Here is a 16,331-nt window from a genome sequence, read left to right as displayed (position 1 = left end):
CCTGGTCGCCGCTTCACCAGTTCGCGGTGCCCGTTTTGCGGCGTTTGCCGGACTGTGGATACCCATGATCATCAACGATTCGGTACGTCACTAGGCGTTCTCCCGCTCTACCACCCATGCATGCCTCGCAAAGCGGGAGTACGCCTGGTGGGCGGCCCGGAAATCGCGGCGAAATCTCACCACGTGGACACCCAGCGAAACCAACGCCACACCGCTGGCCCGACAGGCCGCCGGGAGCGGCCAGCGAACCAGAACCGCCGCCAACGCGACGCCCGCCAGATCACCGGGAGGGGCCAGCGAACCCGACGAAGCGCCAACACGACGCCCGAGCCCCGACGGTCGTCGCCACACTCCCCCCGTCCCCCTGATAGCTGCCCGTTCTTGGCCGGGACGACGCGGGTCAAGTACGGCGGCCCCAACCACGACACGACAGCAACCAGCAAGAGCCGCCGGACTTGAGGCGCGCCGGCCCGGCTAAGAAAATGGGCAGCAGGGGGACGGCCAACGGTAGAAGCCCCCAGAGCCGGCGGCGCCCGCACTGCTGCGATCGCAGTAGTGCGGGCGCCGTAGCTGGCCGGGGCGGGGAGGAGAGAGTGTGCCCGCCCCGGCCAGGTCTTCGTCAGCCGAGCACGAAGCCGCCGCCGCTCCTCCCGACGTCGCTCTGTGCGGCGGCCCGCTGGATGCTGCTCGCCTCGCGGCCGGTGATGACGCCGTCGGCCTGCAGCTGCCGGGTGACCTCGGTGACGTGCCGGAGGAACGCCGCGCGGTTGGGCCACGGCTGCTCGTCCAGGATGAGGTCGTTGATCGTCGTGCCGCTCGACACCGTCCGGTTGGCCACCCCGGAGTCGACGCCGCCGACGATCACCGACGTGTCGGCGACGACGACCGTGAGCGGCTGCCACTCGCCCACGTTCCCCGCCGCGTCGACGGCGCGGTACTCGACCTCGTACACCGCCGCCGGATCCAACGTCACCGGGCCGGAGTACACCGTGTGCTCCGCGTCGCCGGCCAGCCGGTAGTGCGTCTCGGCCACATCCGACGTCGCGTCCGAGGCGGCGAGCGTCAGCGTCGCCGGTCCCAGGTAGACGTCCTGGTCGAGATCGCCGTCCACCGTGGCCACGGTCTCCGGCGCGGTCAGGTCGACCGCCACCTCGACGGAGCCGGGCTCGGACGTGCCGGCCGCGTTGGTCGCCCGGTACTCGACCGTGTGCGTGCCGTCCTCGTCCAGCGTGACCGGACCGCTGTAGGCCGTCCACGCCCCGCCGCCGACGCGGTACTCGATGGCGGCGCCGGGGTCGTCGGCCGACAGCGTCACGGCCGGCGCCGTCACGTACCAGCCGTTGTCGCCGTCGGGCGAGGCCGGGGCCACGGCGGCCGAGACGACCGGGATCTCGACACCCGGACCCGTGTTGAGGTGCAGCCAGTTCACGTTCGCCTCAGCACCCGGGAACACCAGGTACAGCTGGGTGCTGCCCTGCGACGGGGCGAGGTCGACGCTGACGTCGGTCCAGTTCGCGACCGAGGCGTTCACCCCGATGGTCGCGTCGTTGCCCTGACCGGACGAGTCCTCGATGGCGGCGCCACCGGTCTCGTCGAAGTCGTAGGCGACGACGTTGCCACCGGCGTCACCAGCCGGCCCGGCCATGAGCGCCTGGAGCTGTGCCTGCCCGAGAGCGCTGTCGAAGACATGGAACTCGTCCAGCGTCGCGTTCAGGTACGGGTCGGAGGCGTACTGGGACCGGATCAGCCAGTTCTGCGTCGTCTCGCCGAGCTCGGACGGGTTGAACGTCATGGTCGCGTTCGTCGCGACCGCGACGCCGTCGAGCCACAGCGTGCCGGTGGTGCCGGACAGCGTCACCGCCACGTGGTGCCAGCCGGTGGGAACCTCCTGGTTGTAGGTGATCTGCTGTTCGGAGGCGCCCTGCGGCTTGATCGCGTAGCGCAGCCCCGGCGCCCCGCCGGCGTTCGGCGTCAGGAACATGTTGACACCGGTCCCGGAGCCGAAGTCGAAGATCCGCGACCACTCCTGGCCGGTGGCGGGCCGGTTGATCCAGGTGGCGATGGTGAAGTCGCCGGTCAGGTCGCTGACCACGCCGGTGGGCAGGGTGGCGTACTGACTCGCCGTTCCGGAGTTGAACTGGACGGCGTTGCCGAACCCGTTCTGGCCGGCCGCCCGGCCGATCTGGGTCGTGGCCGGGATGTCCGCGGTCCCCAGCAGCGGGCCGTCCGGCGCGTCCCGGCGGACCTCGACGGTCGTGTCGGCGAGCGCCGAGACCCGCAGGTCCAGGGACTCGAGGTCGTCCAGGCTCACCGGGTCGTAGGCGGCCCAGTCGCCGTCCGCGCCCCGCGCCGTCTCGCCGCCGCCCTGCGCGTCGTTGCCGGGGCCGGTGACGATGCCGGAGGACTCGCTGAAGTGCTCGGCCTCCGTCCGGGCCGGCCGCAGCAGGTGGCTGCTGCCGCCGGTCAGCGGCTGCGCGTCGGGGTGATCGCCCTCGTCGGTGTAGCTGGCGGTGACGATCACGGTGACGTTCTGGCCCTCGTGTCCGCTCTCGGAGTCGGTCACGATGGTGCCCTCGCACCCGTTCTGCGACGCCCCCTGGTGGACGTGCACGGCGCCGCCGGTGTCGTGGTAGACGCCCTGCTGCACGGTCACGTCCGCGCAGTCGATGCCGCCATCGGCCGTGGACCCGTCCTCGGCGTCGGTGACGGTCACCCGGAAGGGCACCTCGTCGCCCCACTCGAAGACCTGGCCGTTGGCCGGCAGCTCGATGGTGACCTCCGGCTCGGTGTTGCCGACGGTGATCGTCGCGTTCGAGCTGGCCGAGCGGCCGGTGGCGTCGGTGACCACGAGTTGCGCGGTGTAGACGCCGGCCTCGGTGTAGGTGTGCGTCGGGTTCGGCTCGGTGCTCGTGCCGCCGTCGCCGAACGTCCAGGCGAAGGTGATCTCGTCGCCGTCGGCGTCGAACGTGCCCTCGGAGGAGAACGTCACCTCCACCGGAGGCTGGCCGTTGTCCGGCGTCGCCGACGTGTGGACCGTCGGCGTGCGGCCCTCCTTGACGTAGCTGATCCGGTACAGGCCGGAGTCGGGGTTGACCCCGCCGCCGCCGAAGTTGAACTCGTCGCCCCACTCGATCAGGTACATGTTGCCGTCGGGGCCGAACTCCATGTCGTGCGGCTTGCGCAGCCGCAGGCTCTCGTCGAACCGGAAGCCGAAGAACTGCTCGCTCAGCGACCCGTTGACGTAGTTCCCGTTCGCGTCGAGGGTCATCGTCGCGATGAAGTCGCGCTCCCACTCCATGACGAACGGCTTGCCGTCGAAGAACGCCGGGAACCGGCCGTCCGCCGTGACCTCCGGGTCGAAGTGGTAGGTGTCGCCGGCGTAGGCGGCGCGGCCGGTCCCATAGGCCGACCCGCCGGGCACCGGGCCGCACGGGACCCCCGCGTGCGGCGGCGGCGCCGGGTAGCCGCCCTGGCTGTTGCAGTAGGGGTAGTGGACGGTGGGCAGGTGCTCCACCGGCGGCAGCGTGTCGATGCCGGTGTTGTTCGGCGAGTCGTTCGTCGGGCCGCCGGCGCAGTCGTACGGCTCACCGGACACGTTCGTGGCGAAGTCGAAGTGGTTGTACGGCTGGTTGTTGACGATGCAGAACGGCCAGCCGTAGTTGCTGGCCTCGTGCACCTGGGCCCAGTAGTCGTAGCCGCGCGGGCCGCGGTTCGGGTCGACGCCGCCGGCCGGGTTGGCGTCGGGGCCGACGAGGCCGAACGTCAGCACGCCGGTCGCCTGGTCGATGTCCAGGGTGAACGGGTTGCGCAGGCCCATGACGTAGATCTCCGGCCGGCCCAGCGCCGGGTCGTAGACGCCGCCGGGGAACAGGGCGTCGTGCTCACCGCTGGTGAACAGGTTGTCGTCCGGGACGTCGTAGGTGCTGCCGACGCCGGGAGCGTCGGTGCTGGTGGCCGTCTCGATCGGGTTGATCCGCAGGATCTTGCCGCGCAGGTCGGCGGCGTTGCCCGACGACCGGGCCGCGTCCCACGGCTGGCGGCCGGGCCGGTAGTCGAACGGGCCGAAGCCGCCCGACGCGAACGGGTTGGTGTCGTCGCCGGTGGAGATGTAGAGGTTGCCCTCGGCGTCGAAGTCCATGTGCCCGCCGCTGTGGCAGCACTCCACCCGCTGGTGCGGGATCTCCAGCAGGACGACCTCGGAGGCCAGGTCGATCTGCTCGCTCACCGGGTCGAGCGTGAACCGCGACACGTGCTGCACGCCGCCGGCGATGCCGTCGACGGTCCTCGACGCCGGGTCGCTGTGGAAGAGGTAGAGGAAGTTGTTCTCCTCGAACGCCGGGTCCAGCGCGATGCCGATCAGGCCGTTCTCCTGGCCCCGGTACACCGGGATCTGACCGGCGGTCGTGATCTGCTGGGTGTCCGGGTGGTAGACCTTCACCGCGCCAGCCAGCTCGGTGTAGAAGACCCGGCCGTCGGGAGCGATGTCCAGCTTCATCGGGTTGGCCGTGTTGTCGTCGAGCGCGACCTTCTCGAACGCGGCCGCGGTGGGAATGCCCTCGCGCGGCTCGCCGCAGTCGGCCTCGGTCGTGCCGGACGCCCACTCGATGGCCCAGCCGATGTGCTGGCGGAACCCCGGGTCGGCGTAGTGGCTGGCCGAGTGCCCGAGCGCGGTGTAGAACGTCCGGCCGCCGTCGTAGAGCGAGCACCAGGACACCGGGTGGTCCGCGCCCATCTGCCCGCCGGTGTAGGTGGACTCGTCGACGGTCAACAGGACCTTGACGCCCGCCGCGCGCGGGTTCGCGGCGAGGTTGTAGAACTCGTCGCTCGGCCACTGGAACGACGCGCCGAACTGCGCCGTCGCCGGGTGCTGTGGATCCTCGACCTTCACCGTGGCGGACTGGATGGGCGGGTGGTTGACGAAGAACCCGCCGCCGAACAGCTCCTTCCACCACGGCCAGTTCGACTTGTCGGTGTTGGAGGTGGAGTGCAGACCGACGAAGCCGCCGCCGCGCTGCAGGTACCGCTCGAACGCGGTGCGCTGCGGCGTCGTGAGCGTGTTCTCGCCGTCGGTGTAGAACACGACGGCGGCGTACTCGCCGAGGCCGGCGTCGGTGAAGACCGACGCGTCCTGCGTCTCCGTCACCGTGAAGCCGTGCTCCTGGCCGAGGGCCTGGACGGCGGCGAGCGCCGCCGGGATCGAGTCGTGCCGGAAGCCGGTGGTCTTGTGGAAGAACAGGACCTCGTAGGGCTCCTCCGGCGGATGGGCGAAGCTGCTGGCGGCGCCGGGGAACACCACGGCCAGCAGGGCCGCCACCAGCGTGAATGTGATGTAACGATAAAGTCGTTGCATAGACCTCTCACCGTCGCTTCGTTGCGGATGTGAACAGCCCGACATGCTCAGATCGGTGAGGACACACCTCCTCCCCGCACGACGCCGGAGAGGAACGCGAGCCCGTCGACGGCGATGGCGTCCTGGGTCTTCGCCAACGGCCGCCAGATCGACGCCGCCGTGGCGATCGTCGCGTTGTCGCCGGTGAACGACTCGATCACGAGCGGGCCCCGGTAGCCGGCCGCGTCCAGGGCGGCGACGATCCCGGGCCAGTTCAGGTGGTCCGCGCCCGGCGCGCCGCGGTCGTTCGCGCACACCTGCACGTGCGCGATCCGGCCGGCCGCCCGGCGGATGGCCTCGGTGATGCTGCGCTCCTCGATGTTCATGTGGAACGTGTCCAGGCCCAGGCCGCAGCCCGCGGTGGGCAGGCCGTCCAGCGCCTCCAGCGCCTGGTCGACCGTGTTGAGCAGGCTGGTCTCGAACCGGTTGAGCGGCTCGACGGCGACGGTCACGCCGGCGTCCATCGCGTGCCCGACCACCGGCCCGAGGCTGTCGCGCAGCTGCCGGTAGCAGCCGCGCCGCTCCGCGTCGTCGAGGCGCCAGGTCCGCCCGACCGAGGTGTAGATCGGGCCGGCGATCACCGGCGACGAGACGGCCGCCGCGACGTCGACCACGTGCCGCAGGAAGTCGCGCGTCGTCTGGATCGTCTCCTGGTCGGTGCCCACCAGCTCCCGCCCCGGCGCCATCGCGACGACGATGGTGGCCGAGAGCCCGAGCCCGTCGAGCAGGGTCGCCGCGCGGCGGGGGTCCCAGTCGCCGACGTTCTCGACCGGTAGCTCGATGACGTCGAAGCCCCAGCCGCGGATGCGCGGCGCCAGCTCGGCCAGCCGCCGGTCGGTCAACGGCGAGGTCCAGATCCAGGTGTTGGCGCCCAGCGCCCTCGTGGTCGTCATGCGGGTTCTCCTGCCGTAGCGCCAACGCCGAGGAAACGGTGCTGCAGATCGGGCCGGTCCAGTAACTCGTCGCCGGCGAACTCGGCCTCGATGCGGCCGGAGACCATGACGAGCTGCCGGTCCGCCATGCGCACCGCCGCCCGCAGGTTCTGTTCGACGACGAGGACGGCGACGCCCTCGGCCACGAGGTGGTGGACGGCGTCGACCAGCACGTCGACGATCGTCGGGGCCAGCCCCTCGGACGGTTCGTCCATCACGACCAGCGGCGCGTTCAGCATCAGTGCCCGGCCGACGGCCAGCATCTGCTGCTCGCCGCCGGACAGCGCCGCTCCCCCGTGGTGCCGGCGCTGGGCCAGCCGCGGGAACAGCTCGTAGACCGAGTCGGTCGTCCACCGCCTGCCCCGGGCGCGCCGGGCCAGCATGGCCAGATGCTCGTCGACGGTGAGCGACGGGAACAGCCGGCGGCCCTGCGGCACGTAGGCGAGGCCGGCGCGGGCGACCGCCTCCGGCGCCATGCCGTCGAGCCGGCGACCGGCCAGCCGGACCTCGCCGCCCGCCGCGGGAAGGAACCCGACCAGCGTGTCGCAGAGCGTGGTCTTGCCCATCCCGTTGCGCCCAACGACGGCGACCGCCTCGACCCCCATGCTGAAGCTCAGGCCGTCGAGGACCAGCGACGCTCCGTAGCCGGAGCGCAGGTCGCGGACCTCGAGCAGCGCGTCGTCGCGTGTCATGCCGCCTCCGTGCCGAGATAGATGCGATGGACGTGCGGGTCGGCCCGGACCTCGTCCGGCGTACCGGCCATGACCTGCTCGCCGTCGGCCATCACGACGACGCGCTGCGCGATCCGGAACGCGACGTCCATGTCGTGCTCGATGAGCAGCAGCGTCAGCCGGTCGTCGAACGACTCGAGCAGCTCGACCAGACGCTCCCGTTCGCCGCGGGACAGGCCCGACGCCGGCTCGTCGAGCAGCATGACGTCCGGCCGGGTCGCGATCGCCATCGCCAGCTCGAGCTGGCGCCGCTGCCCGTGCGCGAGCTCGCCGGCGAGCTCGTCGAGCTGACCGGACAGCCAGACCCGGTCCGCGACGTCCGCGGCCTCGTCGCCCATCGCGCGGTCGGCCGGCGTCCGCCAGAGCGCACGGTGCCGGCCCCGGTGTCCCGCGAGCGCGAGGTAGATGTTCTCGCGCACGGTCAGGCCGGCGAAGGCGCGGGCCTTCTGGTAGGTCCGGGCCAGGCCGAGGCGGGGACGGTGCCGCGACGGCCGGCGGGTGCAGTCCTGCCCCCTGATGACCACCGTGCCGGTGGTCGGCGCGATGTCGCCCGCGATGACGTTGAAGAGGGTGGTCTTGCCGGCTCCGTTGGGCCCGATGACGGCCAGCCGCTCGCCCTGCGCGATGTCGAGATCGACACCGCGCAGGGCGCGCAGCCCGCCGAACGCCACCGTGACCTCGCGGATCTCGACGACGGACGCCATGACGCTCGCCTAGCCCTGCGGCACGCCGTCGACGACCGGGATGGCGTTGCCCACCCACGGCAGATCCCGCTCCTCGCAGGCCGGGAAGTCGCGGCCGGGCGAGGGGGTGTCGGGGCTGAACGTGCCGCCGAAGGTCTGGTCGACGCCGGGCACGATGGCCACCGTCTCCTGGACGACATCGCCGGCGTCGTCGAGCACCAGGCGCGACAGGCCGACGTCGACGATGCCGCTGCGGTTCTCGTCCAGGCTGATCTCGCCGTAGGGCAGGTCGAGCGTGAGATCGGAGATCGCCGCGTGGTAGGCGTCGAGGTCGGAGATGTCGCCGCCCACCGCCTCCAGCGACTCCACCAGCGCGACGCCGGCCGTGTAGTAGCCGTAGAAGAAGCCGAACGCGGCGGCCACCGACGGCGGCGCCGGCTCGTTGCCGCTCAGCGAGCCGGGGATGGTCTCCCAGGTCGCGTCGGCGGCGGCCAGGTACTCCTCGATCTCCGGTGTCTGAACGTCGCCCGGGAGCGTCGCGAAGCCGCCCACGTAGGCCCCGGCGATGCCGGTGCCCAGCGCCTGCGCCAGGTTCGGGTTGAAGAACAGGTTGCCCGCGTGCTGGTCGCCGGTGAGGTCGCCCTTGCCGTTGACGAACGCTTCGAGCGCGGCCTGCGTGCCGGTGCCCCCGACCGCCCAGAAGTAGCCGTCGACCTCGTCCGGGTTCGGCAGCTGCGCGATGTAGGACGAGTAGTCGGTGGTGCCCAGCGGCGGGAAGACGCGGCTGACGACGTCGCCGCCGACGGCACAGAAGTCGGCGATGAATCCCGCGGCCGACGTGTGGCCGAAGCTGTAGTCGTCGGCGATGACCGCGACGGTGTCCCAGCCCTCCTGGTTGTGCAGCAGGTCGCCGAGGCCGGCGCTCCAGATGGCGCCGTCGCCGTAGAAGCGGAAGTAGTTCGGCGCCTGGACCTGCAGCGTCTGCTCCTGCGAGCCGGAGATGCCGGCGAACACCGTGATCTCGGGGTTGGCCTTCGCGTACTCAGCGATGGCGATGCCCTCGTCGCCGGAGAGCGGGCCGATGATGACGTTCGCGCCGAGCTGCTCGACCAGGCGGCGCACCTCCTGCACGATGCGGTCGGCGGTGTCGTCGCCGCAGCCGATGCCGACCAGCTCGATCGGCGTGCCCGCGACCTCGGCGCCGCTGAACCCCTCCAGCGCGCTGGTCGACGAGTTGGGCGTCGCGCCGGCGAACTGCGCCAGCGCCAGTGTGGTGCCGGCGACGACGTCCTCGTGGAAGCCGCCGAACGGTCCCTCGCACTGGCCGAGAATGCCCAGGCGGATCCCCTCGTCGCCGCCGGCCGGCGAGCCGTCCCCGCCGCCGGCGGACTCCTGGTCGGCGGGCAGCCCCGTCGAGTCGTCGTCCCCGCCACCACAGCCGGCGGCCAGCAGCGCCAGGCCGGCCGTCACGGACAGCGCCAGCGATGCCCGTCTCCTCTGTCTGCTCATGCTCGTGTCCCTCCGAGTTCCTTGCGGATCGTGCGTACGGGTAGCCGGCGCGCGATCCCGGTCAGGCCCTCGGGCGAGAGGACCATGATCGCCAGGACGATGACGCCGATGACGGTGTTGAAGCGCGCCTCCGTGATGCCGATGCGGTCGACGAGCGGGAGGTCGCGCAGGTAGGTGAAGACGAGGACGTAGACGAACGCGCCGAGCCAGGCGCCCTCCAGCGACGAGATGCCGCCGATGACCGCGATGATCAGCAGGATCAACGTGGGCCCGATCGAGATCGAGGCCGGGTCGATCTGGCCGTTCCACCAGACGTTCAGCAGGCCCGCCAGCCCCGCCACGAACCCGGCCAGCACGAAGGCCAGCGTGCGGTGCAGCGGTACGTTGAAGCCCAGCGACGCCATCCGGACGGGGTCGTCGCGCACCCCTTGCAGCGCGAGCCCGAAGGCGGTCCGGCGCAGCGCGCGGAAGCCCACGTAGGCCAGCACCGACAGCAGCAGGCCGGCGTAGTAGAGCCGGACCGGCGGGCCCAGCAGGTCCGGCCGCTGGATGCTGGTGATGCCGCCGGGCCCGGAGATCTCGACGATCTGGGCGAAGACGAAGTAGCCGATGACGCCGTACACCAGCGTGAGCATCAGGAAGTAGATGCCCGTCGTCCGGCTCGCGATCGCGCCGAGCACGACCGCGGCCAGCGTCGTGACGACGATCGCGAACCCGACGGCGGCCCACGGGTGCCAGCCGAGGTTGAGGCCGCGGGCGCCGCCGTCGAGCGCGGCGTTGCCGAACATGAAGCCGGCGATCCCGAACATCAGCAGCTGCGCCAGCGACGTCATGCCGCCGTACCTGGACAGGAACACGATGGTCGCGGCGGCCAGCCCCAGGATCAGCGTCTGGGTCATGACGAAGTTGACGAAGAACGCCGTGGCCAGGCTGGGCAGCAGGATCAGGAACAGGACCAGTCCGGCCAGGGCGAGCGGTTCGCCGGTCAGGCGTGCGCGCAGGTTCATGCCGGCCTCCCGAACAGCCCGTAGGGACGCACGGCCAGCACGAGGGCCAGCAGGCCGAACGTCATGATGATCGCGTAGTAGGAGTACTGGCTCGGCAGGTACGCCGGTGAGAAGGCGACGACCGTGCCGTACAGCAGCGAGCCGGCCGCGGCGCCCTTGAGCGAGCCCAGGCCGCCGATGATCACGACGACGAGCGAGTTCAGCAGCCAGCTGCCGTCGGTGCCGGGCGCGGCGCCGGCGAACGACGCGCCGAGCACGCCGCCCACCCCGGCGAGGAACGAGCCCACGAGGAACGTGAGGGCGAAGACCCGCTTGATGTTGATGCCCAGCCCGCGCACCATCTGCCGGTCGTCCACACCGGCCCGGATGACCATGCCGACGCTGGTGCGGTTCAGCCAGAGCCACAGCAGCACGCCGACCAGCACCGCGATGCCGAGCATGAACAGCCGGGTGGCCGCGTACCGCTCGCCGCCGATGGTGAAGAAGTGCGTGACGGCGCCGGGCCAGACCATCCGCTGCGCCAGCCCGCCGAACTCGCGCAGCATCTGGTCGGCCAGCACGACGGTGATCGCCAGCGTCAGTAGCGTCTGCCGCATCTCCTGGCCCTCGTTCCACTGCAGGAACACCTGCTGGATCGCCAGCCCGAGGACGGCCGCGACCCCCGCGCCGGCCAGCATCGGCACCAGCCAGTCGAGCAGCCCGACGTCGGCGGGGTCGATGTTGCGGCTGCGGCCCACCATGGCCTCCTGCACGCGGATGGCGACGTAGGCGGCCAGCAGGAACAGCGAGCCGTGCGCCATGTTCACCGTGCGCATGAGCCCGAAGATCAGGGTGAAGCCCGACGCGGCGACGAACAGCAGGCCGGCGAAGGTCACCGCGTCCAGGACCGTGACCAGGAACTTGCCCGGATCGTCCGCCGCCGCGCCGGCCGGGGTGCCGTCGGCGAGCACCAGCACCCAGGCGGCCACGGCCACGGCGACGACGGCGGCGACCCAGACCGAGGGCCGGCGAAGCTCCGTCAGCCGGCTCCGCACGGACGCGGCGGACCGGCTGCGCACCTCGGTGCTCGTCGTGCGCTCGTCCTCGCGTCGCACCTGGTCGAGTCCGTTCGAGGCAGGCGTCATCGGTACCTCCACATGTCGGTGCGTGTCGTCGGACGACCCGGGTCTCAGCTCGTGTAGTCGGGGATCCGGACCCGGGCGCCGCCGTTCATCGCCGACTCGTGGGCGCAGATGCCCACCGACGTCCAGTTGGCGGCCGTGACCTCGTCGATCGCCGGCGCCCGGCCCTCGAGAACGCTGCGGACGAACTCGTGGGCCAGGTGCGGGTGGGACCCGCCGTGCCCGCCGCCCTGGACGAACGAGAGGTGCTCGTTCTCGGCGTCGTAGACCCCGTGCGTCGTGAACGGCGCGATCTGCGCCGGCAGCCGGTGCGCGAAGTCAGGTATCTCGACGGTCTTCGGAATCTCACCCACGTGCAGCACGTGACCGGAACCCTGTGTCTGCTCCCATTCGAACGTCGCCAGCTCACCGAACACGGTGAAACTCTCGACGTACTCGCGGGCGGTATTGAATAGCGACCGGGCGATCTCGGCGCCGACCGGAGAATCGCGCATCGTGATGAGCGCGCTCTCCACGGCGAACGGGGAACCGTACTTCTCGGCGAGCTCGGGAGAGATCCGGCCCGAGCCGAGACACACGACGCTCTCGGCCAGCGCGCCGGCCAGCGACAGGACCGGGCTCACCGCGTGCGTGGCGTAGTGCATGGGCGGGAGGCCCTCCCAGTAACCGGGCCAGCCGGCCATCTCCTGGTGGTGTGCACCGCGCAGGAACTGGATCCGCCCCAGCGTCCCGTTGTCGGCGAGGTCCTTGACGTGCAGGAACTCGCGCGAGTAGACGACCGTCTCCATCATCATGTAGTTCTTGCCCGACTCCCGCACGGCCTCGACGATCGCGCGGCACTCCTCGAGCGTCGTCGCCATCGGGACCGTGCAGGCGACGTGCTTCCCCGCCCGCAGCGCGGCGATCGTCTGGCGCGCGTGGTCGGGAATGGGGGTGTTGATGTGCACCGCGTCGATGTCCGGATCGGCCAGCATCGCGTCGAAATCCGTATAGCGGCCGGGCACGCCGAAATGGTCGGCGGTCGCATTGAGCGCGGTTTCGGTTCGCTGGCACACGGCGACGAGCTCGGCATCAGGATGGGCCTGATAAATCGGCACGAACTCCGACCCGAAACCGAGTCCGGCGATGGCGACCCGTACTTTCTGCGTCATCGTTGACCTCCTGTGTCGTGAAGGCTACGGAGGACACAACCGGGCAAACCATGCGCAATCCAGCAGCAGAGCTTAGATTTTTTACATGGTTGTCACCGGGACGCGACACGTCGCGCTGCTCGTCGAGACGTCCAACGCCTACGCCCGCGGTCTGCTCGTCGGCGTGAAGAAGTACGTCGAGGAGCACCCGCACTGGTCGATCTACCTGGCCGAACACAGCCGGCACGAGACCGACTTCTCCTGGCTCGAGGGCTGGCAGGGCGACGGCGTCCTGGCCCGGATCGAGAACGAGGAGACCGCGCGGTTCATCCGCCGGCTCGGCCTGCCGACGGTGGACCTCAGCGCCGCCCGGCTGGTGCCGGAGCTGCCCGGCGTCGAGACCGACGACGGCACGATCGCCCGCTGGGCGGTCGGCCACTTCGCCGAGCGCGGCCTGCGGCACTTCGCCTTCTGCGGCGACGAGCGGTTCGCCTGGTCGGTCAAGCGCGGCGAGTGGTTCGCCGGCCACGTCCGCCAGCGCGGCGCGACGCCGCACGAGTTCCGGATGAAGCCGTCGAGCATGCGCGCCGCCGACCGCGAGCTGCTGGCGGCCTGGCTGACCGGGCTGCCGAAGCCCGTCGGCGTCCTCGCCTGCTACGACATCGCAGGTCAGGAGGTGCTCGAGGCGTGCAAGATCGCCGGTCTCACGGTCCCCGACTCGGTCGCCGTCATCGGCGTCGACAACGACGAGCTGATCGGCAACCTCACCACGCCGCCGCTGTCGAGCATCGAGCCCAACACCACCGCGACGGGGTATCTGGCCGCGCATCTGCTCGACCTGATGCTGCAGGGCCACACGCTGGAGCCGGGCCTGCGCCTGATCGAGCCGGTCCGCGTCGTCGCCCGCCAGTCGTCGGACATCCTCGCCGTCGACGACCCGCTCGTGTCCGAGGCGCTGCGGTTCATCCGGGTCCGGTCGGACCAGAACCTCGCCGTCACCGCCGTCCTCCGCCACGTCGGCCTCTCGCGCCGCGCGCTCGACCTCCGGTTCGTCGCGACCCTGGGCCGGTCGGTCCACAGCGAGATCATCCGGGTCCGCATCGCCCACGTCGCCGAGCTGCTGTCCTCGACGGACTGGACGATGCAGCAGATCGCGGAGCGGCTGAACTTCAGCCACTCGGAGTACATGAGCGTGGTCTTCAAGAAGCACACCGGCATGTCGCCCGGGCACTACCGCCGGACGGTCAAAGGGGCGGTCGCACGGCAGGCGTTCTGGGAGCGCTGACCCCTTCGAAGGCGTTGCGCATCTCGCAACGAAGTTGCTCGCCATACGCAATTGGCTCTTGACACGGTGTCACTCCCTCCGGGAAGGTTCCAACGATGTAATCGCCCAACGGAGGGAGAGATACATGCACCTGCTACGCCCCGACCGGATGCGCTCGCTGCTGACCGGCCTCACCGTCGCCGCAGCCGTGGCGGCCGCCGCGATGGCGCCGCCGGCGACGGCCGCGCCGCCGCAGCCGCTCGGTCCCGAGGTCGTCCGCACCGACCAGCCACCGACCGGGCACTCCGTCACGTTCAGGTACGAGGCGCCGGACGACGTGGAGTCGGTCCACATCTACGGCGACTGGTTCTACTCGCGTCCCGAGAGCGTCACCTGCCAGGACTGCGGCGACGGCCGGCCGCCGTCGCAGTGGCTGCCGGGCGACATCGCCGCCACGCCGTGGCAGATCCTGCCGATGGAGCGCGGCGACGACGGCGTCTGGTCGATCACGGTGCCGCTGCCCGCCGGCACCTTCCGCTACGCGTTCACCCACGACTGCACCAACGTGCTGGCCACCGGCTGCCCGCTGCACGACGACCCGGCGAACCCGTGGCAGCTCCAGCCCCAGTACCCCGGCGCGCCGGGAGCCGTGCGCAGCACGGTCTACGTGCCGGAGAGCAAGAAGTTCCCGACCTACGACACCGACTACCAGGCCCCGCAGCGGCCGAACAAGGCCGGCACGCTGGAGTCGCGGCGCTACCCGTCGCCGCTGTCCACCAACCCGGCCGGCGTCCACGACATGGTCGTGTACCTGCCGCACGGCTACGACCCGGACCGGTCGACGCCGTACCCGACGCTGTACCTGAGCCACGGCGGCGGCGACCACTCGACCGCCTGGACGATGCAGGGCGTGGCCCACCGCATCCTGGAGAACGCCATCCAGGACGGCGCCGTGCAGCCGATGGTCATCGTGTCGACCGACTTCAACGGCCTGCCCGGCGGCAACCTGGGCTACGTCAACGAGCTGAGGAACAACGTCTTCCCGTTCGTGGAGCAGAACTACAACGTCTCCAGCCGGGCCGAGGACCGCGCCTTCGCCGGGTTCTCGGCGGGCGGGAGCCGCGCCTACACCCTGCTGTACGACCACACGGAGCTGTTCGGCTACCACGCGGCGTGGAGCGCCGGCGGCCCGCAGGCGAGCCAGGCGCAGATCGACCGCATGAAGAACGTCGCCGGCGGGATCATGATCGGTACCGGGCTGCAGGACCGCCTGGGCAACATCGCCGAGAACTCCCAGCGCAACGCCGCCGCACTGCGGGCGGCCGGCGTCGAGCTCGACGAGTACAACGTCCCGGGCGTGCACACCTGGCACGTCTGGCGGCCGCTGCTGAACCACTACCTGCGCGAGATCGCCTTCCGCACCACCACGACCGGGCTCGAGGCCACCGCCGAGCCGGTCGGGCGATCGGAGCACGTGCTCCTGACCGCGGTCGCCACGGTCGATCCCGTGACGACCAGCGTCGCCGCACCCTCGGGCAGGGTCGAGTTCTACGCGGGCGAGCAGTACCTCGGCTCCGCGCCGGTCCGCGACGGTGTCGCGCGGTTCCACCGGCCGGTCGAGGGCGCATTGCTCGACGAGCCGGTGGTCGCCCGCTACCAGGGCGACGACCTGTTCGACGGGTCGTCGAGTGCACCGGCCGACGCCGGCTGACCACCTCCGCACCGGTTCCGGGGCGGCTCCTCGATCCCGAGGCGCCGTCCCGGGCCCGGCCCGGGCGCGGTCAGCCCGCCGATGCCTCCGTCACGGCGGAGGTGTGGCCGAGCTCGGCCGAGATGGCCGCCGCGGTGTCGAGGAGCAGCGGCAGCCGCGCCTCGAGCTGCGGCAGCGTCGCGATGACCTCGATCGCCGTGATCGAGACAGCGGCGACGACCCGGCCCCGGGTGTCCTTGATCGGCGCGGCGACGCACATCACGTAGGCGTCGTGCTCGCCGTTGTCGGTCGCCCAGCCGCGCTCGCGCACCGCGATGAGCTCGAGCTCCAGCGACGCACGATCGGCGAAGGTGGTGTCGGTGTAGCGCTCGAACGTGACGTGGGACAGCAGGCGGTCGCGCTCCTCGCGCGGCAGATGGGCCAGGATCACCTTGCCGACGGCGCTGGCATAGATCGACACGGCGCGGCCGACCCGCGACGGCAGCTTCACGGCGTCGAAGGCGGGGCTGTCGACCTTGTCGATGTAGATGATCTCGTCGCCGGTCAGCTGGGCGAGGTGCACCGTGTGGCCGGTCTCCCGCTGGAGCCGGCGCAGGTGCGCCGAGGCGAACTGGCGCAGGTCCATCGAACCGAGAGCGAGCTCGGACAGCTCGATGAGGCCGCTCCCGAACACGTACGTGCCGACGCCGGTCTTCCGGACGAACCGGGCCGCCTCGAGGGTCTGGAGCATCCGCAGCGCCGTCGACTTGTGGACGCCCAGCACCTCCGATGCCTCGGTGAGGCTCAGCGGGTGCTCCGCCGACCTCCGGATGAGCTCGATCGCCCGTTGGATCGTCTGTGCCACGACCACCTCC

11 protein-coding genes are annotated in these 16,331 nt (G+C 71.0%); 2 read left to right on the top strand and 9 right to left on the bottom strand.

Translation table 11 applies throughout. The features are described 5' to 3' along the window. Positions 1-619: 619 nt before the first annotated feature. The 8 genes from C1I92_RS00135 to C1I92_RS00100 form a co-directional block, all read right to left on the bottom strand. Positions 620-5,314, bottom strand: a complete 4,695-nt coding sequence (locus C1I92_RS00135; RefSeq protein WP_158563831.1) for a ThuA domain-containing protein — start codon at positions 5,312-5,314, stop codon at positions 620-622. 83 nt (positions 5,315-5,397) lie between these two features. Beyond that, positions 5,398-6,282: a sugar phosphate isomerase/epimerase family protein gene (locus C1I92_RS00130; RefSeq protein WP_111252626.1), complete on the bottom strand. Its 885-nt coding sequence runs from the start codon at positions 6,280-6,282 to the stop codon at positions 5,398-5,400. Next, entirely contained in the window at positions 6,279-7,013 is a 735-nt protein-coding gene (locus C1I92_RS00125) for an ABC transporter ATP-binding protein (protein WP_111252625.1), read from the bottom strand. The genes C1I92_RS00130 and C1I92_RS00125 overlap by 4 nt, the downstream gene beginning before the upstream one ends. Beyond that, positions 7,010-7,756 (bottom strand): ABC transporter ATP-binding protein, encoded by a 747-nt coding sequence (locus tag C1I92_RS00120; RefSeq protein WP_111252624.1) that lies wholly within the window; start codon positions 7,754-7,756, stop codon positions 7,010-7,012. Before C1I92_RS00120 ends, C1I92_RS00125 begins: the two co-directional genes overlap by 4 nt. Before the next feature lie 9 nt (positions 7,757-7,765). Next, positions 7,766-9,244, bottom strand: coding sequence for an ABC transporter substrate-binding protein (locus C1I92_RS00115; protein ID WP_111252623.1), 1,479 nt, complete (start codon positions 9,242-9,244; stop codon positions 7,766-7,768). After that, a complete protein-coding gene (locus tag C1I92_RS00110) occupies positions 9,241-10,251 on the bottom strand; it encodes a branched-chain amino acid ABC transporter permease (protein WP_111252622.1) in 1,011 nt (336 codons plus the stop codon). The genes C1I92_RS00115 and C1I92_RS00110 overlap by 4 nt, the downstream gene beginning before the upstream one ends. Beyond that, positions 10,248-11,375 (bottom strand): branched-chain amino acid ABC transporter permease, encoded by a 1,128-nt coding sequence (locus C1I92_RS00105; protein WP_199520803.1) that lies wholly within the window; start codon positions 11,373-11,375, stop codon positions 10,248-10,250. The genes C1I92_RS00110 and C1I92_RS00105 overlap by 4 nt, the downstream gene beginning before the upstream one ends. Before the next feature lie 44 nt (positions 11,376-11,419). Further along, a complete protein-coding gene (locus tag C1I92_RS00100; protein WP_111252621.1) occupies positions 11,420-12,523 on the bottom strand; it encodes a Gfo/Idh/MocA family protein in 1,104 nt (367 codons plus the stop codon). A gap of 85 nt (positions 12,524-12,608) precedes the next feature. Between C1I92_RS00100 and C1I92_RS00095 the strand changes: the two genes are divergently transcribed. After that, the gene (locus C1I92_RS00095; RefSeq protein WP_111252620.1) at positions 12,609-13,787 is read left to right on the top strand and encodes a XylR family transcriptional regulator; all 1,179 of its coding nucleotides are present in this window, start codon (positions 12,609-12,611) and stop codon (positions 13,785-13,787) included. A gap of 124 nt (positions 13,788-13,911) precedes the next feature. Then, complete coding sequence (locus C1I92_RS00090) at positions 13,912-15,477, top strand: alpha/beta hydrolase-fold protein (protein WP_111252619.1); 1,566 nt, start codon at positions 13,912-13,914, stop codon at positions 15,475-15,477. 70 nt (positions 15,478-15,547) lie between these two features. Here C1I92_RS00090 and C1I92_RS00085 read toward each other — a convergent pair whose 3' ends face one another. Next, positions 15,548-16,321: an IclR family transcriptional regulator gene (locus C1I92_RS00085; RefSeq protein ID WP_146604963.1), complete on the bottom strand. Its 774-nt coding sequence runs from the start codon at positions 16,319-16,321 to the stop codon at positions 15,548-15,550. Positions 16,322-16,331: the final 10 nt, after the last annotated feature.

The sequence above is a fragment of the Jiangella anatolica genome (genome assembly GCF_003236295.1).
Taxonomy (GTDB): Bacteria; Actinomycetota; Actinomycetes; order Jiangellales; family Jiangellaceae; genus Jiangella; species Jiangella anatolica.
The sequence above is the reverse complement of the archived record's forward strand: the minus strand, read 5'-3'. Positions and strand labels throughout refer to the sequence as shown.